At 40.3% G+C, this 23,627-nt stretch carries 17 protein-coding genes; 7 read left to right on the forward strand and 10 right to left on the reverse strand.

The window, feature by feature from the left end; all coding sequences use genetic code 11:
- Nucleotides 1–333: 333 nt before the first annotated feature.
- Nucleotides 334–927 carry a hypothetical protein gene (locus L641_RS0103715; RefSeq protein ID WP_024601162.1) on the forward strand — a complete coding sequence of 198 codons (594 nt, stop codon included), beginning with the start codon at nucleotides 334–336 and terminating at the stop codon, nucleotides 925–927.
- A gap of 58 nt (nucleotides 928–985) precedes the next feature.
- On the opposite strand, the gene L641_RS0103720 is transcribed toward L641_RS0103715, so the two are convergent.
- Both L641_RS0103720 and L641_RS0103725 read right to left on the reverse strand, forming a co-directional pair.
- A complete protein-coding gene (locus L641_RS0103720; RefSeq protein WP_024601163.1) occupies nucleotides 986–1,537 on the reverse strand; it encodes a flavodoxin family protein in 552 nt (183 codons plus the stop codon).
- Nucleotides 1,538–1,627: 90 nt separating this feature from the next.
- Nucleotides 1,628–3,328 (reverse strand): cyanophycinase, encoded by a 1,701-nt coding sequence (locus L641_RS0103725; RefSeq protein WP_024601164.1) that lies wholly within the window; start codon nucleotides 3,326–3,328, stop codon nucleotides 1,628–1,630.
- Nucleotides 3,329–3,678: 350 nt separating this feature from the next.
- On the opposite strand from L641_RS0103725, the gene L641_RS0103730 reads away from it, so the two are divergent.
- From L641_RS0103730 to iadA, 3 genes are all read left to right on the forward strand, one after another.
- Nucleotides 3,679–6,606: a TonB-dependent receptor gene (locus L641_RS0103730; RefSeq protein ID WP_024601165.1), complete on the forward strand. Its 2,928-nt coding sequence runs from the start codon at nucleotides 3,679–3,681 to the stop codon at nucleotides 6,604–6,606.
- 141 nt (nucleotides 6,607–6,747) lie between these two features.
- Nucleotides 6,748–8,151 carry a putative basic amino acid antiporter YfcC gene (gene yfcC, locus L641_RS0103735; protein ID WP_033102655.1) on the forward strand — a complete coding sequence of 468 codons (1,404 nt, stop codon included), beginning with the start codon at nucleotides 6,748–6,750 and terminating at the stop codon, nucleotides 8,149–8,151.
- Nucleotides 8,152–8,163: 12 nt separating this feature from the next.
- Nucleotides 8,164–9,330, forward strand: coding sequence for a beta-aspartyl-peptidase (iadA, locus tag L641_RS0103740; protein ID WP_024601167.1), 1,167 nt, complete (start codon nucleotides 8,164–8,166; stop codon nucleotides 9,328–9,330).
- A 117-nt stretch (nucleotides 9,331–9,447) separates the two neighbouring features.
- Here iadA and L641_RS23100 read toward each other — a convergent pair whose 3' ends face one another.
- The 4 genes from L641_RS23100 to L641_RS0103760 all read right to left on the reverse strand — a co-directional run bounded on the left by L641_RS23100 (nucleotide 9,448) and on the right by L641_RS0103760 (nucleotide 16,267).
- On the reverse strand, nucleotides 9,448–11,721 hold the full coding sequence (locus L641_RS23100; protein WP_024601168.1) for an EAL domain-containing protein: 2,274 nt from the start codon (nucleotides 11,719–11,721) through the stop codon (nucleotides 9,448–9,450).
- 120 nt (nucleotides 11,722–11,841) lie between these two features.
- A complete protein-coding gene (locus tag L641_RS0103750; RefSeq protein ID WP_024601169.1) occupies nucleotides 11,842–12,147 on the reverse strand; it encodes a DUF3240 family protein in 306 nt (101 codons plus the stop codon).
- Nucleotides 12,140–15,214 carry a CusA/CzcA family heavy metal efflux RND transporter gene (locus L641_RS0103755; RefSeq protein WP_024601170.1) on the reverse strand — a complete coding sequence of 1,025 codons (3,075 nt, stop codon included), beginning with the start codon at nucleotides 15,212–15,214 and terminating at the stop codon, nucleotides 12,140–12,142. The genes L641_RS0103750 and L641_RS0103755 overlap by 8 nt, the downstream gene beginning before the upstream one ends.
- Complete coding sequence (locus tag L641_RS0103760) at nucleotides 15,215–16,267, reverse strand: hypothetical protein (RefSeq protein ID WP_253944044.1); 1,053 nt, start codon at nucleotides 16,265–16,267, stop codon at nucleotides 15,215–15,217.
- A 183-nt stretch (nucleotides 16,268–16,450) separates the two neighbouring features.
- On the opposite strand from L641_RS0103760, the gene L641_RS0103765 reads away from it, so the two are divergent.
- The 3 genes from L641_RS0103765 (at nucleotide 16,451) to L641_RS0103775 (ending at nucleotide 18,474) form a co-directional block, all read left to right on the forward strand.
- Nucleotides 16,451–16,978, forward strand: a complete 528-nt coding sequence (locus L641_RS0103765; protein WP_024601172.1) for a helix-turn-helix transcriptional regulator — start codon at nucleotides 16,451–16,453, stop codon at nucleotides 16,976–16,978.
- 122 nt (nucleotides 16,979–17,100) lie between these two features.
- Nucleotides 17,101–18,015, forward strand: coding sequence for a M14 family metallocarboxypeptidase (locus L641_RS0103770; protein ID WP_024601173.1), 915 nt, complete (start codon nucleotides 17,101–17,103; stop codon nucleotides 18,013–18,015).
- A 51-nt stretch (nucleotides 18,016–18,066) separates the two neighbouring features.
- Nucleotides 18,067–18,474, forward strand: coding sequence for a hypothetical protein (locus tag L641_RS0103775; protein WP_024601174.1), 408 nt, complete (start codon nucleotides 18,067–18,069; stop codon nucleotides 18,472–18,474).
- 44 nt (nucleotides 18,475–18,518) lie between these two features.
- Here L641_RS0103775 and ccoG read toward each other — a convergent pair whose 3' ends face one another.
- The 4 genes from ccoG to L641_RS0103795 form a co-directional block, all read right to left on the reverse strand.
- Complete coding sequence (ccoG, locus tag L641_RS0103780; protein WP_024601175.1) at nucleotides 18,519–19,901, reverse strand: cytochrome c oxidase accessory protein CcoG; 1,383 nt, start codon at nucleotides 19,899–19,901, stop codon at nucleotides 18,519–18,521.
- Between the two features lie 153 nt (nucleotides 19,902–20,054).
- A complete protein-coding gene (locus L641_RS0103785; RefSeq protein ID WP_024601176.1) occupies nucleotides 20,055–21,452 on the reverse strand; it encodes a sigma 54-interacting transcriptional regulator in 1,398 nt (465 codons plus the stop codon).
- 55 nt (nucleotides 21,453–21,507) lie between these two features.
- Nucleotides 21,508–22,809: an AarF/ABC1/UbiB kinase family protein gene (locus L641_RS0103790; RefSeq protein WP_024601177.1), complete on the reverse strand. Its 1,302-nt coding sequence runs from the start codon at nucleotides 22,807–22,809 to the stop codon at nucleotides 21,508–21,510.
- A 64-nt stretch (nucleotides 22,810–22,873) separates the two neighbouring features.
- Nucleotides 22,874–23,428: a DUF1439 domain-containing protein gene (locus L641_RS0103795; protein ID WP_024601178.1), complete on the reverse strand. Its 555-nt coding sequence runs from the start codon at nucleotides 23,426–23,428 to the stop codon at nucleotides 22,874–22,876.
- Between the last annotated feature and the right edge of the window lie 199 nt (nucleotides 23,429–23,627).

Raw genomic sequence — 23,627 nt, forward strand, 5'->3', positions numbered from 1 at the left:
GCTTCGTAAGCTAGACCTAAGTCTCATTTACGCATAGTTGGTATAAAAACGTTGCAGAGCGCTTTAATTTTGTACACTTTATTACTTAACTTATTGCTGTTATTGGGGTTAGAATACCAAAAAATCTATTCAATCATTTAACTAAACAAGCTTAAAAACAAATATAATTAATTTAAATCAATTGCTTATAAATTCAGCCAGGAAAGCTTAGATTATAAATTGTATAAAAATAAAGCCGTACAGGCCAAATCTTACAAAATAATAAACTGGTCATTCATTGGGCAGTAACCTTGTAAGGAATAGAATCTAGGATTTACGTATTAAGGAAAATACATGGATTTGTCTGACGAAGAAATTAACTTTTTATCTGGGTTGTTTGAACCTAGTCAAAGTACAGCATTAATTAATGAAACAAAACTAACAGTACAAACATCAATACCAGATGGTATTGCGCATTTACTTGGTCAGGCTAAATTAACCCTATTAGCAGAAGTAGCTCATTACCAACTGTGGTTTCCACTTCAATTTAAAACTGATGAATTAGGCCATTTCAGTACTGTGTTAGCAGCCCCAGAAGTGATTGATACTAAAGGGACTCAACGTAGCTGGCGAATAAGTGAATTAAATATTCAAAGCCAAGGTTTTTGCATTGAATCTATCTCAAGCACAGGAATATTTTTAAAACCCACATCAATAAACAGTGAACTTGATGAGTTACAAAATATGCAATTTATTTTACCCAATGAAGCGGCTATATCATTAGACATAGAACCCGTTAGGCACAGTGAGTGTGGCATAGCAGCTAAAATAAAGCATATTCACCATGGTAAAGAGCAACTGAGAGCGTATTTATTTGAAGTTCATAAACGTGAATATTCAAGCTTATATCAACTTGAGCATAAGCAAGAACTGGGGCTATCAAACTAAAAAGCCACACTAATTAAGTGTGGCTTTACGGATTAAATAAACTTAATTTAGGTCATTTTTACTTTAATCGTTTTGCTATTTCAGCAACGCGCTCACCGTATAAACGAGCCGTTTCTAAATCGCCTGATGGAATAGCCGTTTCGTCAGCATCAGTAGGTGATTGTACTAATACGCCAACCGAACCGCCTAAGTTATTGATGTCTTGACGGGTTGATTCCAATTTATTGGCGGGTGGTAACCCTAGGCTTACCCAAATTCCACCATGCTGTGAAGCTAACGTTTGCATACTAATTAGGGTGACTTGTTTGTCGCCATTTAGGCTGCCGCTATTAGTAAAACCGCCAAACACTTTATCTTTCCAACCCATGGTAAACCACACTTTAGAGGTGGCATCGACAAACTTTTTAAACTGCCAAGGGTATGAGCCCATATAGGTAGGTGCACCAAAAATAATGGCGTCTGCATTGTTTAATGCATCCCAATCGGTGTCTTTAATATCACCATTTTCATCGATTGCAATAAGCTGAGCGTTTGCTCCATCAGCCACAAATTCCGCCACTTTTTTGGTATGGCCATATCCAGAAAAATAAATAACCGCTACTTTACTCATGAACCTTCCTTTTGTTGTGATTTAATAACACGCTTTAAGTATAGTATGGCCGCTTAATCTAAAATCAACTAAGCAGCGTGTTTAATTAAATTAAAAGGTACTCACTGAAATTTCTAAATTACTCACCGCACAGCCATACTGCTCAGCACTAATACGGTGATAAGCCGACTCAGGCTTAGTTGATAGACTAATAATAAACGCATCTTGCTGACCAACAGCTGTTTGTTCTTGGCTCAAGCACATGGCTTGCGTTAAAGAGCGCAATTTGGCATCCGTTAAAATATTGCCGAAACGCTGAACCGGCAAAGGCGGTATTTTAATTGCTGGCAATGCTTGGCTAATACTGCGCTGACTTAAGGTAAAATCATTATTTTTAATATCAATCACACTGCCAGCAGGCCAGTACGAGTAACTGTAGGTTTTAGTTTCAGCCTGAGCCTGCCCTGTTGATTTAACCATCACCACACCATTTTTACCAATTACGGTCATTAAATTCCCTGATTCAGATTTAATAACCACTAAGGCGGTGGTTTCGTCTACACCAAAACCAAATGCGGGTTGAGCTTGATTTGCACCAAAGCTGTCGAGCAAAGTGCCTAGTCTTAATGTACGGTTTCGCTCGCTAAAGTGTGTATCGAGTACACCGTAACTAAATGTGCCTAAACCCCCAAAGCGGTTGTAAGTTAAACTATCGCTGTTTGAGCGCTCACTGGGTGCATCAATGGCTTGCGCGCCTTCTTTCAATGCCGATAAACTTGTGCCATTAGTGATCATAACCACATTACCACCGTGCGCTTGCCCGCCACTTTGCACTGCGGTGCCTGCACTTGTACCTACAACAACAGGGCGAGACTGTAACGCTTTTGTCCATGGATATGGCTGATTATTTTCATCAAACAATACCTTGCGCGTTAAGCTTTGATCGCCGCCATTAAACATAACACCGGTACTATTTTTGATTAGCTGCACTAAAGCGTCTGTGCCGTTTTTACACAGCAAATATTCTGCTTGAGTGCGATCAGGATAAATATGTTCACGTTGATATAGCCCCATTTCAGAGTGCCTAAGCGTGTTTAAATCATCACATTTATTGGTGGTTATTGCTTTAGCAAGCGCAGGGGTTAATGCAAGCCATTGTGAATTTACATTGGGAAAACGAAGTAATCCTTCGTAAAAATCAGCAGATTCATAAGGGTCTCTGCTTGAGGCGGTAATGGCTAGTATGCTCGGGTTAGTACTTTTTACTTTTAAACTGCCAGATATAAATTGCAAAATATCTGTCGCGGCGGATTCGCTATTAAGCGCGGTATTGACCTGCTCTTTTAGTCGCGTATTGTCGCTCTGCAGCTGCGCTACTTCAAGCATATCTATTACAAAATTGTATTCTTGATCCGTTAAACTATTGAGCTGTTTACTATCAATATCGCGCCATAACCATAACAGCTCTTTTTTTGACAATGTGGGTGATGATTTAGCCTGCATTGTTGCTAAATTTTTAATAGTTTTGTTTTTAGCTTGCGTATTTTTACTTGGCCATTGTTGCTTTATTTGACTAATTTTAGCGTTGGAGAGCGCAAATACATTATGTATTTTACCCGGAATTTGTGTGTTTTTTTCACAATTTTTAGGGCTTAAACTAGCACACGTTGTGAGTGCACCGCCGACTAATACTAACGTTTGTTCAGATTCTTTTGCGCTTAACTGCAGCGAAAAAGCAATAAAAAACGAAAAAACAGCCGTTATTGTACGCGATTTAGCTAACCGTTTGTTTGGTAAATATATTCGTTCCATTATGTTATACTCATGTAAAAAATTATAAGAAATAACTTGCGAGAGCGTCTCTCACTTGCTATAAAAAAAAGGAACTTTAAAACGCGAGTAAGCTAGCACCCCTTTGCTGGCTTTGTCAAAAACCTTTTGGAATGAGAATTATGTTTAAAAAAGCACGTTTGCTTACAACATATTTCTACTCACCACACTACCTTTCGGAGTGGTTTGACGAGTAGCCCACCACCTCACTTTTTCACAGTGAGGGGCTAAGCGTGTCATTTCACCACTGCCCTGTCTAAAAATATAACAATTAAAAGCCACAGATCTGTTTGTATGTTTTTGTGCGCTTAAAAAGACAAAAGGTATTTAAGATGTTTCGTCAACTAACAATTGCGGCCACAGTAAGCGCATTACTGAACCCGATCACTTTTGCACATGCACAAGAAACCAACACCGACACCAACATTGAACGAGTAGAAGTAACAGGATCTCGCTTAAAAGGCGTTGATCTTGAAGGAACTATCCCATTAACCGTACTAGACCAAGATGCAATCAAACGCTCTGGCGCTAATACCATTCATGAATTACTCAAAGATTTATCTGTTTTTAAGGGCGGAAGCGGCACATTTTCAACCTCTGAAAGTGGCGGTACGTCTACTTCAACACCAGCCGGTCAATCAGCAGCGAGCTTACGAGGCATGGGGCCATCAGCAACGCTGACATTAATAAATGGCCGCCGAGTTGCGCCTAGTTCATTTGCTGCAGGTACTGAAAACTTTGTAGATGTAAACTCTATTCCACTAGCCGCCATTGAGCGCATTGATATTTTAGCCACAGGCGCATCAGCCGTTTATGGTGCCGATGCTGTGGCAGGTGTTATTAACTATATTTTAAAAGATGATTTTGAAGGCGCTGAAATTAATACTTCGTTTGCCGATAGCTTTGATCAGCATGACGAAAGTAAAAAACAATTAAACTTAGTTTATGGTACAAAAATAGGCGAAAGTAACTTAACGGTATTTGCTGATATATATGACCGTAACGCTTTTAAAGCGACCGATCGTAATTACACGGCCTCTCCCTCTTTAGTGAATGGTTACTCCTATTTACCTAAGCTGGAGAACTCACCTAATATTTATTATTTCAGCAGCCGAGATGGTAACGAACTTCCATCACCAAACTGCAAAACCGAATTAGTTACTACTGAATTAGATGAACAAATTTGTGCTTACTACCCTAATCAAGATGATTACCTAGAAACGCCATTTGAAAGCCTTTCAACCGGCTTTATGTTTAATAGTGAGCTTGGTGGTATGCAATGGCATACTGACTTTTTTTACAGTCAGACCAAGGCAAAAGCGTACTCATCGCCCTCACCTATTAACCAAATTAATGACGACGATGGCCCGTATGTTTTAGAAGACGCCTTATTTATTTACGATAATGCCGATGGTAGTAATGATTTATTAGATCAACTCTACATTGACCCATTTGATACCCAAAGTGGTCGAGAAGTGTATGGTTTTGCATTTGATGCGCGTTTTAATGCCCCAAGAACGGTGGAAGTAGAAACGAAAAACTTTCGCTTGGTAAGCAGTCTAAGTGGTGAAATTGGTGATTGGGGTTGGGAATCTGGGGTAACCTTTTCTCGCTCACGTTCAGAGCAAGAAGCGATTGCAGGAGTTTATAATCGTTACCAGTTCCATGGCGCTATCACCGGCGAGCTATGTTCAGACGGTACGCTGGCAAGTTATGACGGTACTGACTTAAACTGTGCATCGGGAGAACTGCTGCCTTTTTACAACCCTTTCCTTCAAGGCGACGCCGCTAATGATGCCGTTTTGGCAACAGCGCAAGCTCGCCCAACGCGCAGCGGAGAAAGTACAGTTTACGGCTGGGATGCTAATTTTAATGGTGAGCTATTTACCTTTAACGACCTACCTGCCTATGCCTCATTTGGGGTAGAAGCACGCCGTGAAGAGTTAAGCGACATTCCTTCGCTTGATTCACAAGCTCAAGCAGATAAAGACTATCTTGTTGATGTATTTGGCTTTGGCTCTAGTTTATCAGAAGCCGATCGCACTCAATATGCAGCGTTTGCTGAATTAAGTATTTCACTCACAGAGCAAATAGAGCTGCAAGCAGCAGGTCGATACGATCATTACGATGACTTTGGTGGCACCTTTAATCCTAAAATAGGTTTGAGCTATCGCCCAACTGATTCGTTGGTTGTTCGAGGTTCATGGTCAACCTCGTTTAGAGCACCATCATTAACGCAGGCTGGCGTTAAATTAAGAACCACACAATCTACTTTTGACTGTGGTGCAAACCAAGCTGTAGCCGATTTATACTGTATGGGTGATGGCACCCAAGTGAGTGTTAATTCGTTAGAGTTAGGTAATCCAAATCTAAATGCAGAAGAATCTGAGGCTATTAGTGTCGGTTTTGCATGGAGTCCCTCGGCTAATACTAATTTAACCATTGATTATTGGCAGTTTGATCATGAAGAAGTAATCGATACCAACATGACCGCTGTGTTAGATCGCGCCATAACCGATGCGTCACTTCGTCACTGTGGCATTGTACCACCGGGCGAGCAAGGCATATCGTACGATGAAGCATTATGTGATGTCACCGACAACAGTGGTTTAAACATAGAGCAAGACGGCGCTAATTTAACTGAGATTTTAAGCAGTTATATAGATGAATTTAACCCACGTGATGACGAGCTATTTTTACCGCTGTTTCGCGATCATGCAATCCCACTTGAAAACACTGGTACACAAACATTAGCTGGCATAGACTTTAAGTTTGACCATAGGTTTGTATTACCAAGCGGCGATTTAACCTTTGCCTTTGATGGCACTCATTACCTTGAGTTTGAACGTAATAAACCGGGGTCTGACTCGTTAGAGAAGCTGGTGGGAACTTATCGTTATCCTGAAAATATTGCGCGTATGTCAATAGATTGGGAAGCGCAAAGTTACTACCTTAACTTAGGTGCAAACTACACCAGCAGCTACGAAGATGATATAGAAGGCCTGCGTAGCCGTGAAATTGATGAGCTAGATTCACTTGGCGTATTAGACTCAAAAGGTGAGCATCAGGTTGATGACTGGCTCGTTTGGGATTTATCAGCGGGTTACTATGTTAATAAATCGCTGACTTTGCGCGCGCGCATCAATAATATTTTTGATAAAGAGCCACCCACACTTTATGGTTCAAGCCGTGGTTTTGATTCAATCAACCATAATGCCCTAGGTGCTAATTACAAATTAAGTATTAGCTACCGTTTTTAACCGCTTAGCCGCAAAGCAAACGCTTTGCGGCATTCCTTTTATTACAGGTCATGGCTACAGTGACACTGCCTATTAAGTGCTAAAGTACGTTTAAGCGTTTATTTACGCATCAACACAATGACCTTTTATTAAAGTGAAATTATGAAACAAAAACAATTTTCTATGCCCGATGCAAGCATCATTTTGCTTTGCGTGGCAGTGATTGCCTATATGGCCACGGTATTTATTACCCCTGGGGTATTTAATGCAGAGCCTGACAGCCATACTGTGCAGCTTTCACAATATCAAGCCGTTAACGACCAACAATCACCACCTGTTTTTGCACAAGGTGGCGAGATTGGTTTAGCTAATGTATTGTTTGAAGGCCTCGTGTCGGGTGATAAATATGGTGCAGCGATTGGCGTAATGGCGTTTATTTTGATCACTGGCGGTGCCTTTGGCATTATTATGAAAACCGGTGCGATTAATAACGGTATTATGGCACTTATTAATAAGACCCAGCGGGTTGAATGGCTGTTTATTCCCTTACTGTTTTTACTATTTTCGTTAGGCGGCGCGGTATTTGGTATGGGCGAAGAGGCTATTGCTTTTTGTATTGTGCTGCTCCCTATTATGCAACAACTTGGCTACGACGCTAAAGTCACTGTGCTCACAACTTATGTGGCCACGCAAATAGGCTTTGCCACCTCATGGATGAACCCTTTTAGCATTGCTATAGCGCAATCGATAGCTGAAATCCCAGTGTTTTCTGGTGCGGGCTTTCGTATGTTAGCATGGGCTTGTTTTACCCTTGTAGGCCTTGTGTTTACTATGCGCTATGCAAAACGGATAAAAACGCAACCCCAAAAAACGGGTGATCAGCCTACAATTAAACTTAGCCTAGCCGATGCACTCACATTATTAGTGTTTGTATTGGGCATAGCTTGGGTTGTATGGGGGGTGATGGCGCGCCAATATTATATTCCTGAGCTTGCTGCACAGTTTTTTTGTATAGGCCTTATCAGTGCAATAATTGCCATCGTGTTTAAAAAGCTAACCGCGAATGAGTGCGCGGATGCGTTTAAACACGGTGCACAAGAATTATTGCCAGCGGCGTTATTGGTCGCATTGGCTAAAGGCATTGTATTACTATTAGGGGGTAGTGATTTAACCACTCCCTCAACCCTTAACACCCTGCTTTATTACTGTGCAAGCAGCATAGCCAGTGTGCCAGATTACATTGCAGCTTGGGGAATGCTGGTGTTTCAAAGTGTATTTAACTTTTTTGTTTCATCGGGTTCAGGGCAAGCTGCCATCACTATGCCACTGATGTCTCCACTTGGCGATTTGCTCAATGTATCAAGGCAAATTGTGGTATTGGCCTTTCAATTAGGCGATGGATTAACCAACATTTTAATTCCCACCTCAGCTAGTTTAATTGGTTGTTTAGGGGTAGTGAAATTAGATTGGGGAGAATGGGCTGCGTTTATTTGGCGCTTTGCCCTAGCACTTTTTGTATTAGCAAGCGGCTTTATATTTCTTGCTTACTTTATTAATTATCAATAAAAAGAATTTGTTATGTTAACTTTAATTCAAGGTGCAACCGTTTATGCACCTACCTTCCTAGGCACACAAGATGTTTTAATTGGCGGTGGTAAAATCATTGCTATTGACGAAAATATAACCCTCGACAGCAGTGTACTCGTCAAACGGATTGCCGGTAAAAATAAGCTGGTTGCGCCGGGGTTTGTTGATTCTTTAGTGCATATTACCGGTGGCGGTGGCGAGGCTGGATTTGCCAGCCGCACCCCTGAAATGAACCTAACCGATGCAACCTTATCGGGCACCACCACGGTGGTGGCCGCACTGGGTACCGATTCAAGCTCACGTACACTGACCAACTTGGTTGCCAAAGCAAAAGGCCTAAAAGAGCAAGGGCTGAATGTATTTTGCCATACCGGTTCGTATCATTTACCCGCGAAAACACTCACCCACTCAATTACTGACGACATCATGTATATAGAGGAGTTTATAGGTGTTGGCGAAGTGGCGATTTCTGATCATCGCAGTAGCCAACCCACGGTACAGCAATTAGCAGAATTGGCAGCTGAGGCTAAAGTAGCCGGTATGCTCAGTGGTAAAAAAGGCATCGTGAGTATTCATGTCGGTCCTGTTGATAGCCATTTAACTATTTTACATCAGGTGGCTGAGCAAAGTGATATTAAGCTTAAACAGTTTTACCCTACGCATATGAACCGCAATAAAGCACTTCTTGATGCCGGTATTCACTTTTGTGATCAGGGCGGTACTATCGACTTTACCACCAGCACAACCGACTATGATTTAGCCCATGGTGAATATGCAGCAGCCCATGCCCTTGCCTACTGCTTAGAACAAGGCGTAGCACCAAATCAACTCACTATGAGCTCAGATGGCCATGCCAGTTTACCTATTTTTGATAAAGACTTTAATTTATTAGGGCTTGAGGTGGGCAAAGAGGCATCTTTATTAACCTCGTTTCAGCAAGCAGTCAAAGAATATAACGTCCCTATTGAGCACGCTTTAATGAGCATAACCAGTAATCCTGCCGATATTTTAGGAGTTGATAAAGGCCGTCTTAAAGCAGCGAGCGACGCGGATGTTGTCCTTCTCGATAAAGAGACCCTAACCCCTGAGTATGTATGGGCTAACGGCACATTAATGGTGCAAAACACCCATGCAGTTATAAAAGGAGTGTTTGAATAAGCTAGTACAGCTAAAATGCTGCTGAGATATTTCAGCAGCATTTAACACCAAAGAGTTTATTACCCTAGTTTAAACAAATATCAATCCAACAAGGTCACTAGAACCTAGTTGTTAAATTCAGCTACTTTTCGCCGTAGCTAAGTTTTTTGTCGTAAAAAGCAGACCATTTTGATTTATATATTCAGCATAAACCTGAGCACTCATAGGTTTAGAAAAGTAATAGCCTTGAAACTCTTTACATCCCATTTCGGACATTATTAGGACCTGTTCTTCGGTTTCTACTCCCTCGGCTACACACTTAATATTAAGTTCATCACACATCACATGCACGGCTTTAACTAAGCTTTTTTGGCGTGTAGAGCTTGTAACCTTACTTATTAAAGAGCGATCCAATTTAAGTTTATCAATGGGATAATCAGCAAGTCGTGCAATATTCGAGTATCCAACACCAAAATCATCCACTGTAATAGTGAACCCCCAATCTTGCAGAGTTTGCATAAGTTTTAGAGAGTGAACTTGGTTAGCCTCAAGTGACGTTTCAGTAAGCTCTAATTCTATTTGATTCGGTTTTACATTAAAATCCGCCAAATATTTTACCAACTTTGACATAAAATCAGCTTGGCTAAAATCGAGTAAAGATATGTTTATTGCTACGGGTAAAAGTGGCAAACCAACTTTACTCCATTGGGCAATTTGAGCGCAGACTTTTTGAATAATTAAGTCCGTTAATCGGCTAATCATTCTATACTCTTCTGCAATAGGAATAAATACAGCGGGCGATACACTGCCAAGTACAGAGCTATGCCAACGAGCTAATGCTTCAAGCCCTATACATTCACCTTTTGCATTCACTTTAGGTTGATAATGTACTGACAGATCATTTTGTTGCAAAGCTTCATCAAGTAACATGGAAATTTCATACTTTTCCATAAAGGCCTGTGATTGTTTTTGATTGTAACCATTAAATGGCGAGTTATAGTCTGCGAGTTTAAGCGCCTCACACGCATTACTAAGAACAATCGCACTATTTTCACCATGCTCAGGACACTTAGCAAAACCAAATAAAAATGATTGCTGGTAATTAGTACCAAGCACATCATAAGCTTGATCTAAGGTGCTTTTAATTTGTATTAATAACTTGTTTTGCTGTTCACTTGAGCTTGAACCAATAATAAAGCCAAGTTTGCCACCTTCTATATACGCACAAAGCAAAGGCCCCTCTGACATTGCTTTTAAGCGCTTATAAGCAGTAATTAACAATGATTGCGAGTCAGCTTTGTTAAGTTTTAAATTTAAATATTCACTATTTGCGCTTTGTGTAACGACAATATAAAACCCTTTTTGGTATTTAGACGTTAACCTATCGCATTGCATCTCAAACCACTCTCGATTAGGCAATTTCGTTTGCGAGTCTCTAAACCTTAGACGTTTGTTCTCTTGCTCCATCATAGACAAATTTTGTTTAATTAACTGCTCTTGCGTGCAATCATAAAAGTCATACACTCGGTAATTTGTACTCATTGCTATTTGCTGATAATTACTCTTATAGTAGCGACTCTTATATTCTATGATTTGATTTTTTATATTTAACTCTTTGCTATTAAGTGCAGGGAATAACCCATCAATTCTTACAGCCTTTTCTTTCAAGCTGTTTTTTAATCCAAACATTTCAATAGCATGTTGATTTAAATCTGTAATTACTAAATTTTCGTCGACAATAATTTTAGCTTTATTAGATTCAGTAAATAAGGTGCGATAAAGCTCGTTTTTATCTTTAAGGAAGCTATTAGCATTTAACATGGTTTTGTTTAAACGTTTGGCAGCAACAATTGTTCGCGCAGTGGCAAGTGGGATACAAATATTAAAAAATAAAAATATCAGGCCTGTAATATATAAGTCAGCTTCTGGTAATTGGCTTGATATTCCTGAATAGCCGGATAAATCAACATTATTAATAATCATGTAAAAAGGTATGATGTTTAAAATACCGTAGGCCAAAGCCGTTCTGTAACCGAGTAGCATAAGAGCAATGATGGGACATGAATACATAAACATAGAACCCACCTTGGCAAGCTCTAAGTCAGTTAAAAATAAATTCATTGATAAACTACCGGCAACGATAGTTAATAGAAGTGCATTTGCACTAAATGTGTAAAATCGCTTACTTGCTAATAAAAGACTAAAAGCAATAGTGAAAAAACTAATAGTAATAACTGCAATATAAATTAGGTTAAATTCAATTGCGCGGGTGTATGTATAACAAACGACCAAAAAACAGAGCAAAGTAACGAGCGTTAAAATTATCCGTAGTGCACTCACCCGCCAGTGTGCGACTTCATCATGGGCAGTATGATGATCGTTAAGTAAGAAGTACTTATTGAGAAAGTGCATAATAAAAATCAGTTAAGACATATCGCCTCATTAAACATTGATAAGTTGTTAAGATCAATTAAACAAGCTCAAATATCAATCCAATTGAAGTAGCTTATAAAATAAACCTAATACAAAAAGCTAAACAATATGCCCGCTTTCAACTATAGGCGTAACCCAATATTTTAACGGCGTGTACTTACAAACAGGGCTTAACGCCGTTTTTACTATGGCAAGTTCAGGTAATAATATATGCACCTCAAACTGATAAAAGCTGCGATGCCCTTCTACTTGCTCGGCAATGTCAAATTCACTGTGCTCTTTACTGTAGCCTTCAATGTTTTTTAAGTTAAAGCCGGTAATGCACTCTATGCCAATTAATATATCAACCACGTTATCTTTTATGTTTGTGGGTACATTTAGGGTAAAAAGTAACTGTTCAGCCATGTTTTTTCTCCAACCAACCATAAAAGATAGGTAATAAATAAAGTGTTGTAATTGTTGAGGTAATTAACCCGCCAATAACCACAATTGCCAATGGTTTTTGAATCTCAGCGCCAGGGCCGGTGGCAAATACCAGTGGCAGTAAACCAAACATGGCGGTTGTGGCTGTCATTAACACTGGGCGAAGGCGTCTGCTTGCGCCATCTAAAATGCGCTGCGTTACATTGGCAGAAAACATTTTCATTTGCTCAAAGTAGCTGATCATCACAATACCATTGAGTACCGCTACGCCAAGTAAAGCAACAAAACCAACCGATGCAGGCACCGACAGGTATTCATTACTAATAAACAGGGCAATCACTCCCCCCATTAACGCAAACGGAATATTAGCAATTATCAGCGTTGATTTAGATAAGGATTTAAACGTGGTAAATAAAATAATGAAAATTAGTATTAATGCCACAGGAATAAGCACCAGCAAGTTTTGTGTTGCACGTTGCTGGCTTTCAAATTCGCCACCAAACGACAAGGTAAAACCACTGGGTAATTTTATACTGCTATTAATTTTAGCTTCCAGTTCATTCACATAACTAACCACATCGCGGTTATCCACATTAACGCTTACAGAAGCAAAGCGCTTTGCTTTTTCTCGCTCTATTAACAATGGCCCCGTTTTAAAGCTAATATTAGCCACCTCTTCAAGTGGTAGTAGGCTGTTGTCGGGCATTAAAATTAGCTTTTGCTTTAATGCGCTCATTGACGACAACTCAAAGTGTGCTGCGCTTTCGCCTTTTTGTGCATTAAACACAATTGGGATCACGCGGTTTCCTTCTTGCAGTGCCGATACCTGTAGGCCTTCTAATTGCGACTTTAAATAATCACTTAATCCTTCGGTGGTTAAACCAAACTGACTAGCAACCTCAGGAATAAGTTTAATATTTACGTATTTACCCCCTTCGATAAGCGCCATTTGTACATCACTTGCACCGTCAATATTAGTGGCAAGTGCCGTGATTTTTTCAGCTAATGAGGAAAGTGTCGCAATGTCATTACCGAATACTTTAATCGAAATATCACCGGTGCCACCGGTGAGCATTTCTGATACCCGCATTTGTATTGGTTGAGTAAAGCCAATATTTACCCCTGGAAATTGCGCAAGTGTTTGTCGAATATCCTCGATTAGCCGCGCTTTGGAGTCAAAACGCCACGTATCTTTTGGCGCTAATTCCATAAACACATCGGTTTCGTTTAATCCCATAGGATCAAGCCCGAGTTCATCGGATCCGGTACGGGCAACAATTTGTACGATTTCTGGGGTGTTTTTTAACAGTGTGGCTTCAATTTGTTTATCTATATCCAGCGAGGCTTGCAAGGAAATACTCGGCGATTTTTCCAGTTGCACAATAATGTCGCCTTCATCTAAAACGGGCATAAAGCTTTTACCAAGTCCCTGAAATAACACCCCACTGAGCACTAAAACAGCAACTGATATAACACTAATAGCCACCGGCTTTTTAATTGCTTGGGCAAGTGTTTTAGTATAAAAACCTTGTAATAGCGTGACCATTTTAGGCTGGGTTACGGGTTCATTTTTTAATAACAATGAGGCTAAAATTGGAATAACCGTTAACGACAACAACAGCGCACTTAGCATGGCAAACACGATAGTGAGCGCCACTGGGGTAAATAACTTGCCCTCTAACCCTGTTAACATTAATAGCGGTGAAAACACGATAATAATAATAATTGTGCCTGAGAACACTGGCGCCGCGACTTCTTTACAGGCGCGATAAATAACATGCAGCCGAGGGAGGTGCTGATTGTTAGCCAACCGATTCACTATGTTTTCAACAATAACTACCGATGAGTCCACCAGCATACCAATGGCAATCACTAAGCCGCCTAAACTCATTAAATTAGCCGATAAATCAAACTGCTTCATCATTATAAACGTCAGCAATGCCGACATAGGTAAAGACAAAGACACCACCAATGAAGAGCGAATATCACCTAAAAACAAGGCAAGTAACACTATTACTAGAATAATTGCTTGGCCTAGTGCGCTGGTAATGGTGCTAATTGCGGTATTTATTAAGTTAGAGCGGTCGTAAAACACATTAATTTTTGTGCCTTGCGGTAATGACGCTTCAATGGTGCGAAGTTTATCTTTTACATCTGCAACAACTTGCGCTGTATTACTATTTTTAAGCGCAATTATAAGCCCTTGTACCGCCTCTTCACTGTTTTTAGTGACTGCGCCATAACGGGTTAAACTGCCAACATGTACCGTGGCAATATCACTTAACCGAATAACCTTATTTTGAGTGGACTTAATCACGGTATTTTCAATGGCGGTTATATCGGTGTATTTGCCCTCAGTGCGCAGAATTAAGGTGTCGTTGCCTTTTTCTAAGCGCCCTATGCCACCGTTTTGATTCGTTTGCGTGATTGCCAACTTCATTTCATCAAAGCTGACTTGATGCTGTTGCATCAATAAAGTATTGGGAAGTATTTCATAGGTTTTTGAAAAGCCGCCAAGGCTATTTACATCTGCAACGCCGGTTAAAGTGCGCAGTAATGGACGAATTTGCCAATCTAAAAGCTCTCTTTTTTCAATCAGCGATAAGTGAGTACTTTCTATAGTAAACATGAACACCTCGCTCAAAGGCGTGCTCATTGGCGCCATGCCGCCACTAATATTACTGGGCAAGGTGGGTAAAATATTTAATAAACGCTCATTAACTTGCTGACGGGCCCAATAAATGTCGGTGCCCTCTTCAAAGTCAATGGTAATATCGGTAATAGAATACTTAGTGGTAGAGCGCAGCATTTGCTGTGACGGAATACCCAGTAATTCGGTTTCAATCACCCGTGTTACTTGCGATTCTATTTCAAGGGCGTTCATGCCGGGTAATTTGTACACTATTTTAACTTGGGTGGGCGATATTTCTGGAAAAGCATCCACCGGAATACTTAACCAAGATTTAGCACCAATGGCCATAGCAACAATAACAAAAATACTCACAAACAAACGCTGAGTAAGTGAAAACTTAATAAGCAGGTTTAACATTTACTCTCTCCCTAAGTGAAGCAACATACCTTGTAGCGCACTTACCGAGCTTATTAGTACCTGCTGATCATCTAGGTTTTTGTTAGCAGTAAATACATAGTCTTTGCCTTGTGTACCTTTGAGCTCAATCGGAAGTAACTCAAGGTTATCGCCAGACTTTAAAGCAATGTAATTAACATCTTCAAATTCAAACACCGCTGACTTTGCTATTTTAAAGCCCGTTAATTTATTTACCGGTGTGACTTTGATAGTTTGCCCCAGTCTAAGCTGGCACTCATTTGAGCTTGGCGACGCCCACACTATTTGATGGTATTTATCTGCAATACTGTCATAGCTTTCAATATTTAAGCTGCAACTTTGTGACAGCTTGAAATGCGCTAACGTGTTGGTAAAACTAAGAGGAACTTTAATCTTAACGCGAATACTACTTGCATCGATAATATCAAACGCGGTGTCACCCATCACACGGTTTCCCGACTCATTAGTGAGTTTTAAAATGCCTGTTTTTGGACTCACTAAGGTCACGTTTTCATTATCATCAATGTTTAAAAATGCCATTTGATGTTGCATATGTTCAAAATTTAGCTTGGCTTCAAAGTAGCTTTTTGTGATTTCAACCCATTCAGAACTTCTTATTATTTTGTTTTTTAAGTGTTGTTGATTTATGTCGTAATGGCTTTTAGCAATAGCGAGCATGTCTTTTGCTGATTGATAGGCATCTAAAAAATGGTGTACATCACTGCCCTCAACGCTTGCAATCGTGGCGCCCTTTTCAACCATGCGGCCGTTAGGGTATAAGTAACGAACCTGCTGTACATCAAACGCAAACAGCACCGTATAATTGACCCCAGGTTTGAAATTAACTTCACCAATTAAACTTTGCCCGTTAATAAACTCTGTTTTTTGAATCGGCGCAAATTCAACATCAAAACCACTGAGTGACGAAAGCCCTACAGGTGCTAAATTTTGCGAAGCAAACACAGGATTAAATGTTAATAAAGTCACCGTAAAGAAGAAAAATAACGTATATTGAATACGCAAAAAATGACGCATTTTTTTTGTAAAATTTAACAGCATTTAGTTTGTTCACATTTGATTAATTTTATAGAATCAACCATGACTTTTTTAGACGGTTAAATCATCAGGCAAACGCCTTAACGTACCCAAAAATAGCGAAAATTACGCTATGGTACATTTGTCCATTGTATTTATAAAGCATTGATAATAGAGGTTTTAATGAGAGACAAGTTAATAGCAGCCACCTTGTTAATAATAATGGTGCTAAACTTTTTTGATGTACTAACGGATATACATTTAGGCGTGCCGCAGTGGCATATTTTTTCTGAGGGCTTAATCGTTGTCATTTCTGCAGCCTGTGCTATTTACTTAATTAGCGATATTCGTGCGCGTACTGCCAATATTAATGCGCTGAAACAAGAATTAGTGCATTCAAAAAAAGAACTTAAAAACATATCACAGGCAATGATGGATGCGCGTCATGAATACAGTGGTGTTATTCAAACCCAATTTTCACAGTGGACATTGACCCGCAGTGAGCAAGAAGTCGCGATGTTGTTACTTAAAGGCTTAAGCTTTAAAGAAATAAGCGCACTAAGAAACACAAAAGAAAAAACCGTTCGTCAACAAGCGTCCGATATTTACAGTAAAGCCGATGTAGAAGGCCGACATGAATTTGCTGCATGGTTTTTAGAAGACTTTATGCAACAAAGGCACTATCCGCATTCAAGCTCAGCCATTAACTAATGCAGTGACTATCGCATATACTTGCGCGCTATTTTAGTCAGCGTTAAGCTAACGCTTTATTTTCGTCATTATGGTCTATGTGCTCTATAGCCCGCAGAGATAATTCAACGTAAAGGTTTAATATGAATAACAGTACCTACCCTATTGGCAACCCTGGTGAAAAGTGGAATAACAATCATAAACTCCAATGGCTTGAAGCCCAGAAAATTAAACGTAGCTATAACGATGAAGTATTAACGCTGATTAATGAGCTAAAAGATACGCTTATTGTAGAGCAATATGGTGAACTTAATTATGCTCAAAACAGTTACCCTTTGTTTGCATTAAAAACCCAACACTTTGATAAAAATAAACACACAGTGCTAATCACTGGCGGCGTACACGGCTACGAAACCAGCGGAGTACATGGTGCATTAAGGTTTGCAAAAACATTGGCAACTCAATACGCAGAGAAATTTAATCTGGTGATTACTCCCTGCATTAGCCCATGGGGTTATGAAACAATAAACCGCTGGAACCCAGAGGCAATTGATCCAAACCGTTCTTTTTATGAAGGCAGCCCTGCGCAAGAATCTGCATTGGTAATGAATTATGTGCAATCTTTAAATACTGATTTAATCGCGCATATCGATTTACATGAAACCACTGATTCAGATAACAGTGAATTTCGCCCTGCACTTGCAGCGCGCGAAGGTAAAGTAAATACTAATTGGAATATTCCAGACGGTTTTTATTTAGTCGCTGACAGCAACAAACCAGAGCCTGCTTTTCAAAAAGCTATTATTGAATGTGTTGAAAAGGTCACACACATCGCTCCAAGCGATGAAAATAAACAATTAATTGGTGTACCTCAAGAACAATTTGGGGTAATAAACTATGCAGCAAAAGAGTTAGGTTTATGCATGGGGTTATCTGATGCGACCTACGTTACAACCACGGAAGTTTACCCAGATAGTGCAACGGCCAACCCTGAAGAGTGCATATTAGCGCAAGTTGCGGCAATTTCGGGTGCGTTGGACTACATTATTAATAAGTAATAGTTATGGTATCCATCAGCACATAGTAAGGTGCAGACAAAGGAGCGGTTATTGGAATTTAAAAATAATTACGGCAGTTACAGTTTTTATGTTGAGGGTAATATTGTTATTGCGCAATTTAAAGGCAACTTAAACCCTGAGTTATTAAATCACTTTAAAGCCGCTCTGTTAGACACCATAGCAACGTTTAAACATCAACCTTGGGGCTATATTAGCCACTCGCCCGACGTTGTGGCCGCCACCCCTGACGCTGAAAAAAATATGATCGATGTTAGCCAAACAATGGGGATAAATAATTGCATAATGAGTGCCTTTATACTCACCTCTCCCATAGCCATAAGGCAACTACAACGTATTATGCACAGCTCAGGACGTGACGCTCATTTACAAGATTGCTTATTTGATGACTTGCCAAGCGCTAAGGCATTTATAAAAAGTCAGCTTACCTCAGCCGAGTAAATTAATTACACGACCGAGGTATAGTCAACGAAAAACCGAATGGGCTAGTTTTTATAAAACTGACTCTCTTTAGTAATTGAAATGCTATTGTCCTCTTGTGCGGTAATTTTAAACTGCAGCTTACTCACCTTCGTGGGTATATCATATCCATCGGCAGTAACCGTTACAGGAACACTTTTCATCAACCCTGGCTCTACCAACACAGCGTTAGGACTTTGCAAGCTCGCACCTTCTAACCCACTAATTGAAATAGAATAATGCAGAGGTTGCTGCGTTTTGTTAATGATGGTGAGTGTATAAGGGTTTTCGACTAACCCTTCATAATTTACCCGATACAGTGCATTTCTGTCTCTAAGGACAGAGGCTTCGATAGGCGTACGTTGTAGCATCCAAGCAAACATAGAAATAATTAACAGCGCAGTTAAAGCGCCATAGCCCACTAACTTGAGCCTAAATGGATTAGTTTTTTGCCCCGCCATTTGCTTTTCACTGGCGTATTTAATTAAGCCTTTTCCGTAGCCAAACTTATCCATGGTATCGTCACAGGCATCAATACATAAGCCACAGTTAATACATTCATATTGCAGTCCATTGCGAATATCAATCCCAGCAGGACATACTTCAACACATAAGTTACAGTCTACACAGTCACCTAAATTAAGCGCTTTAGGATCGGCTTTGCGTTTACGTGGGCCGCGGTTTTCACCTCGTTCGCTATCGTAGGTTACCACCAGCGTGTCTTTATCAAACATTACCGATTGAAAGCGCGAATACGGACACGCCACTGTGCACATTTTTTCTCGTAAGAAACCTGCGTTGCCATAGGTACAAAACGCAAATAAAAACACCCAAAAACTGGTAATTCCAGACCATTCAAAATTAACCATTTCTAAGTATAAGGTTTTAGCTGGAATAAAATACGCTAAAAAAGAAGTGGCAGTTAAGAGTGAAATAACCAGCCATGCACTGTGCTTAGTGATTTTTTTACGCCACTTGGTAATATCCCATGGGCTTTTATCAAGCTTAATACGCTGGTTACGCGTTCCCTCAATACGTTGTTCCACCCAAGAGAACATCAACATCCAAATTGTTTGCGGGCAAGTATAGCCGCACCACACACGGCCAAGCCAATTGGTCACAAAAAATAAGGCAAACGCCCCCACCATAAATAGCATGGCGAGAATCATAAAGTCTTGAGGTAATAAGGTTAGGCCAAAAATAGTAAACTTTTGGGTGGCCACATCCAATAAAACCGCTTGCTGACCGTTATATTGAATCCAAGGAATGGCGATAAAGCTGAGCATTAGCAGCCAACCTAAATTACGGCGTATACGCTGAAAAAACCCTTTTTGCTCGCGTATATAAATCGGCCCTTCTTCTTTGTAGGGCTTAATGATCATGTCTTCTTCTTTAATATCAAACTTCATGTTACTTACTTAATAGTGACGGGTATTAAGTACGATTTTGCAACTTTCAGACCACAGTGAAAGTTAATTTAACTTATTGATATTAATTGATTTTACATATACTACCCAAGCGAAAATTCGCGACATTTAACGACATGCACGATATATCGCGAGTTAACGAGTACGATGCACTGCTAATTTTCGCATTTTTGAGCGAAGCGTACTCTCAGGTAAGCCCAACTTATTTGCCGCGCCTTGTTCGCCTGCAATTTTCCAGTTACATAACATCAGTACGGAGATAATATGCTGCCTTTGCGCCTCATCCAGTGTAAGCGTTGGGTTAACAGCATTCGCATCACCGGCTTTTAGCGGCTGACTTAACTGCAGTGTGGGCTGTGTAGATAAAATAGCTTCTCTCTCTAACACGTTTTGCAGCTCTCTGATATTGCCTGGCCAGTCATAGGCCTGTAGTTGCCTGATAGCTTTGTTACTTAACCCCTGTAATTGCTTACCTAGCCGCTTGTTTATTTGAACAATTAAGTTTTGACATAAAAAAGGTATATCTTCTTTTCGCTCTTTTAGTGCTGGCACTTTGATAGGAAACACGTTCAAACGGTAATATAAGTCCATTCTAAACAGCCCTGCTTGTACCATTTCCCACAAGTTACGATTGGTTGCAGCAATGATACGAATATCGACTTTTAGGGTTTGGCTGCCCCCTACTCGCTCAAATTCGCGCTCTTGTAATACTCGTAATAATTTACTTTGTGACTCTAACGGCAGCTCTGCCACTTCATCTAAAAATAGAGTGCCCTTATCAGCAAGTTCAAAACGCCCTTTACGTCGCTCATTTGCGCCGGTAAACGAGCCTCGTTCGTGTCCAAACAACTCTGATTCTAATAAGCTAGGGGTAAACGCCGCACAATTAACTTTTATAAACGCCTGCTCATTGCGCTTGCTTAATCTATGTAAGTTACGCGCCACCAGCTCTTTGCCAGTACCGTTTTCGCCAAGTATCAACACCGTACTGTCGGTTTCGCTCACTAACTGTATTTGCTGCAACATACGTTGAAATACATCACTTCGCCCTACAAGCCCTGAGTCTTGCCAATCCTGATTTAGCTCGGCAGTAAGGTAGTCGTTTTCATCTTTGAGCTGCTCGCTTAAATGCTTTACTTGCGCTAAAGCATCTTGGAGCGCGGTTTGGGTTCGCTGCTGCGCTGATATATCGCGAAAAACAGCCACGGCACCAATAAGCTGGCTATTTTTATAAACAGGCGTGGAGGTATATTCAACAGCAAAGGCGCTGCCATCTTTACGCCAAAATACTTCGTTTTTAACCTCGCGGCGTTTGCCATCAAACATGGTGCAGTAAATTTGGCATTCATCGGCATGACTGTGATGATGATATTGATGTATTTTTTTTCCTAATAATTCATCGGCCGTCCAACCCGTCATTCGCTCTGCGGCTGGATTTACAAACACCGCATTACCAGATAAATCAAATCCATATATGCCCTCACCTACCGCATTAAGTAATAAAGTAGGATCGTTTAAAAAGTTTTTTATCATTGCAGACCTCGCGAAATATCGCGAGTATTATGCCAATTCTCTCTTGCTTTAGCACCTAGTAATGGCTAAATAATGCCTTAATATCTATTTTTGCTTCTAACCGTGCTGCGATTAAATACAAGCCCGCTAGCTTACGGTGAATAAACAACGCATCAACAGGAGGCGTATGCCATTGCTGCGACTGTGCGCTTAACTGCAAGCCTGCATCTTTAATATTGCTAGCAAGCGCGCTATTTTTAAAATCAAACTCGCCGTTATAGCGCAGTGGCTCGCAGGCCATTAAAAATAAATCAATCACTTTTTCTTTGTAATTGTCTTTGAGGGAATCTTTAAAATAGCCAATATCGGTGGCGGCATTGAGCACCCCTTCACGATCGTTATTACTACCAGCTTTAAATAAAGCTAGATAGGCATTACTTAGTGCTGGGGTAATTTCTCGTGTGGCACCAAAGTCAAATAATACTATTTTTTGTGATTCAGGTTGGTAATGAAAATTTGCAAAGTTAGGGTCGGTTTGGATTAAATTAAAGACAAACATTTCTTTAAAAAATAAATCAATCAGTTGTTCAGCAACTCGGCTTCGCTCTGATTGTGGTAAATATGTAATGCCCTCTATAGGCTTGGCATCTACATACTCCATGGTTAGCACTTGCGCAGTACTGTGCTGAGGATACACGCTAGGGACTTTGAAATGCGCGTTATCTGCTAACAGGTTTTTGTAACGTGCTAAATACTCAGCTTCTCGAGTGTAGTCGGCCTCTGCTAATAGCTGTGCCTTGGCTTCTGCCACTAAGGGTTTAATATCCAGCTCTTTAGGTAATAACCGCGATAAGGTAAGTAAAGTGATCACGTTATCTACGTCACTCACTACACTTTTTGCGATTCCAGGGTATTGAATTTTAACTGCCAGTTGCGCGCCATTTTCTTTATAAGCTAAATGAACCTGGCCAATGGACGCCGCCGCAAACGGCCTGAGCTCAATATGAGAAAAACGCGATAACCAATCCTCTCCCCACTGCTCTTTTAAAACACTAACCAGTTGTTTGTGTGGCATCGGGTTGGCATCTGAGCGCAATAAAGACAGCAATTGAGCAAGTTCGGGGGTTAGTAAGTCGCCAGCATCCATTGAAAGCAGCTGCCCAAGCTTCATTGCCGCACCGCGCAGGTGTGAGAGTTGAGTGGCTAGGTTTTCAATATTTTTAGGCTGAAGCAATAAGCTTTTATTATCCCAGCCTTTACCAGAAAGCGCACTTTTAGCCCCGCCCACTAACATATTCGTGGCGACGCCAGTGGCTAATGAGCCTAACTTTGCAAAACGTGAAAGTCGAGATGTGGGAACGGATCGCTCATTAGCCATAATTAACCTAATCTATTAATAATAAGGTCAACTAATACGTTTTATTACGCCTATTGGATCTAAATTATAACCGAGGGACTAGCTTAATAGCGCCTTCTACTACTTTTAAATCTAAAGGTAAATTACTTAATAATGCCATTTTAGGATCGTTCATATTTAACTTATAAACGGGGTTAACGGCTAAAAAAGCATTCATTACATCCATGGCCTCGTTATCCAGCACTTCTAAATTACCTTTAAAGCCACCGGCATCAATGCTTGAGTCGAGTAACTTAACATTACGTAAAAATACCGCTTTTTTCTCGCTGTCATAAAAAGGAGTGCCCTGTATTTGCAGCTTTAAGCGCACTGGGTACTTTAATGCAAAAGCATTAATCTCGGCGCTAGAATCTGCACCTAATAAAACATAATCACTATTATCTGGGCCAATATTAACGCTTAAATCATTCACATCAAACTGCACAGGTAAGCCCATCAGGCTAACTTTTTCACTTAATTTAGGTAACTCTTTATTTAGTAACGACTCAACCTCTGAATTTGTAAATGAATAAACCGAAATACCCTGCGTACTGTTACAGGCAGTTAAAAATAGTAGTGAAATAAAAACAAAAATTTTCATGCAAAACCCTATTGGTTAATCGTATAGGCAGTAAGTAACCATAATAAAAAGCCGCTTTAATAGCGGCTTTTTCATTTTAGTTGATAAGAGCGATTGCGCTTAGGGTCTGTTGATCTTTGCGGATTAAAATTTGTTCAAACTAGGGGCGGTTTAATCGCGGCGCGAGGTTTGTAACCTAGTGGGCTAAGTAAAAACCGAG

Origin of the sequence: Pseudoalteromonas sp. TB41, from assembly GCF_000497975.1 — a bacterium.
Lineage (GTDB): Bacteria > Pseudomonadota > Gammaproteobacteria > Enterobacterales > Alteromonadaceae > Pseudoalteromonas > Pseudoalteromonas tetraodonis.

Coding starts and splice junctions, on each gene's coding strand:
- L641_RS0103715 (WP_024601162.1), top strand. CDS start 334: ATGGATTTGTCTGACGAAGAAATTAACTTTTTATCTGGGTTGTTTGAA.
- L641_RS0103720 (WP_024601163.1), bottom strand. CDS start 1,537: ATGAGTAAAGTAGCGGTTATTTATTTTTCTGGATATGGCCATACCAAA.
- L641_RS0103725 (WP_024601164.1), bottom strand. CDS start 3,328: ATGGAACGAATATATTTACCAAACAAACGGTTAGCTAAATCGCGTACA.
- L641_RS0103730 (WP_024601165.1), top strand. CDS start 3,679: ATGTTTCGTCAACTAACAATTGCGGCCACAGTAAGCGCATTACTGAAC.
- yfcC (WP_033102655.1), top strand. CDS start 6,748: ATGAAACAAAAACAATTTTCTATGCCCGATGCAAGCATCATTTTGCTT.
- iadA (WP_024601167.1), top strand. CDS start 8,164: ATGTTAACTTTAATTCAAGGTGCAACCGTTTATGCACCTACCTTCCTA.
- L641_RS23100 (WP_024601168.1), bottom strand. CDS start 11,721: ATGCACTTTCTCAATAAGTACTTCTTACTTAACGATCATCATACTGCC.
- L641_RS0103750 (WP_024601169.1), bottom strand. CDS start 12,147: ATGGCTGAACAGTTACTTTTTACCCTAAATGTACCCACAAACATAAAA.
- L641_RS0103755 (WP_024601170.1), bottom strand. CDS start 15,214: ATGTTAAACCTGCTTATTAAGTTTTCACTTACTCAGCGTTTGTTTGTG.
- L641_RS0103760 (WP_253944044.1), bottom strand. CDS start 16,267: ATGCGTCATTTTTTGCGTATTCAATATACGTTATTTTTCTTCTTTACG.
- L641_RS0103765 (WP_024601172.1), top strand. CDS start 16,451: ATGAGAGACAAGTTAATAGCAGCCACCTTGTTAATAATAATGGTGCTA.
- L641_RS0103770 (WP_024601173.1), top strand. CDS start 17,101: ATGAATAACAGTACCTACCCTATTGGCAACCCTGGTGAAAAGTGGAAT.
- ccoG (WP_024601175.1), bottom strand. CDS start 19,901: ATGAAGTTTGATATTAAAGAAGAAGACATGATCATTAAGCCCTACAAA.
- L641_RS0103785 (WP_024601176.1), bottom strand. CDS start 21,452: ATGATAAAAAACTTTTTAAACGATCCTACTTTATTACTTAATGCGGTA.
- L641_RS0103790 (WP_024601177.1), bottom strand. CDS start 22,809: ATGGCTAATGAGCGATCCGTTCCCACATCTCGACTTTCACGTTTTGCA.
- L641_RS0103795 (WP_024601178.1), bottom strand. CDS start 23,428: ATGAAAATTTTTGTTTTTATTTCACTACTATTTTTAACTGCCTGTAAC.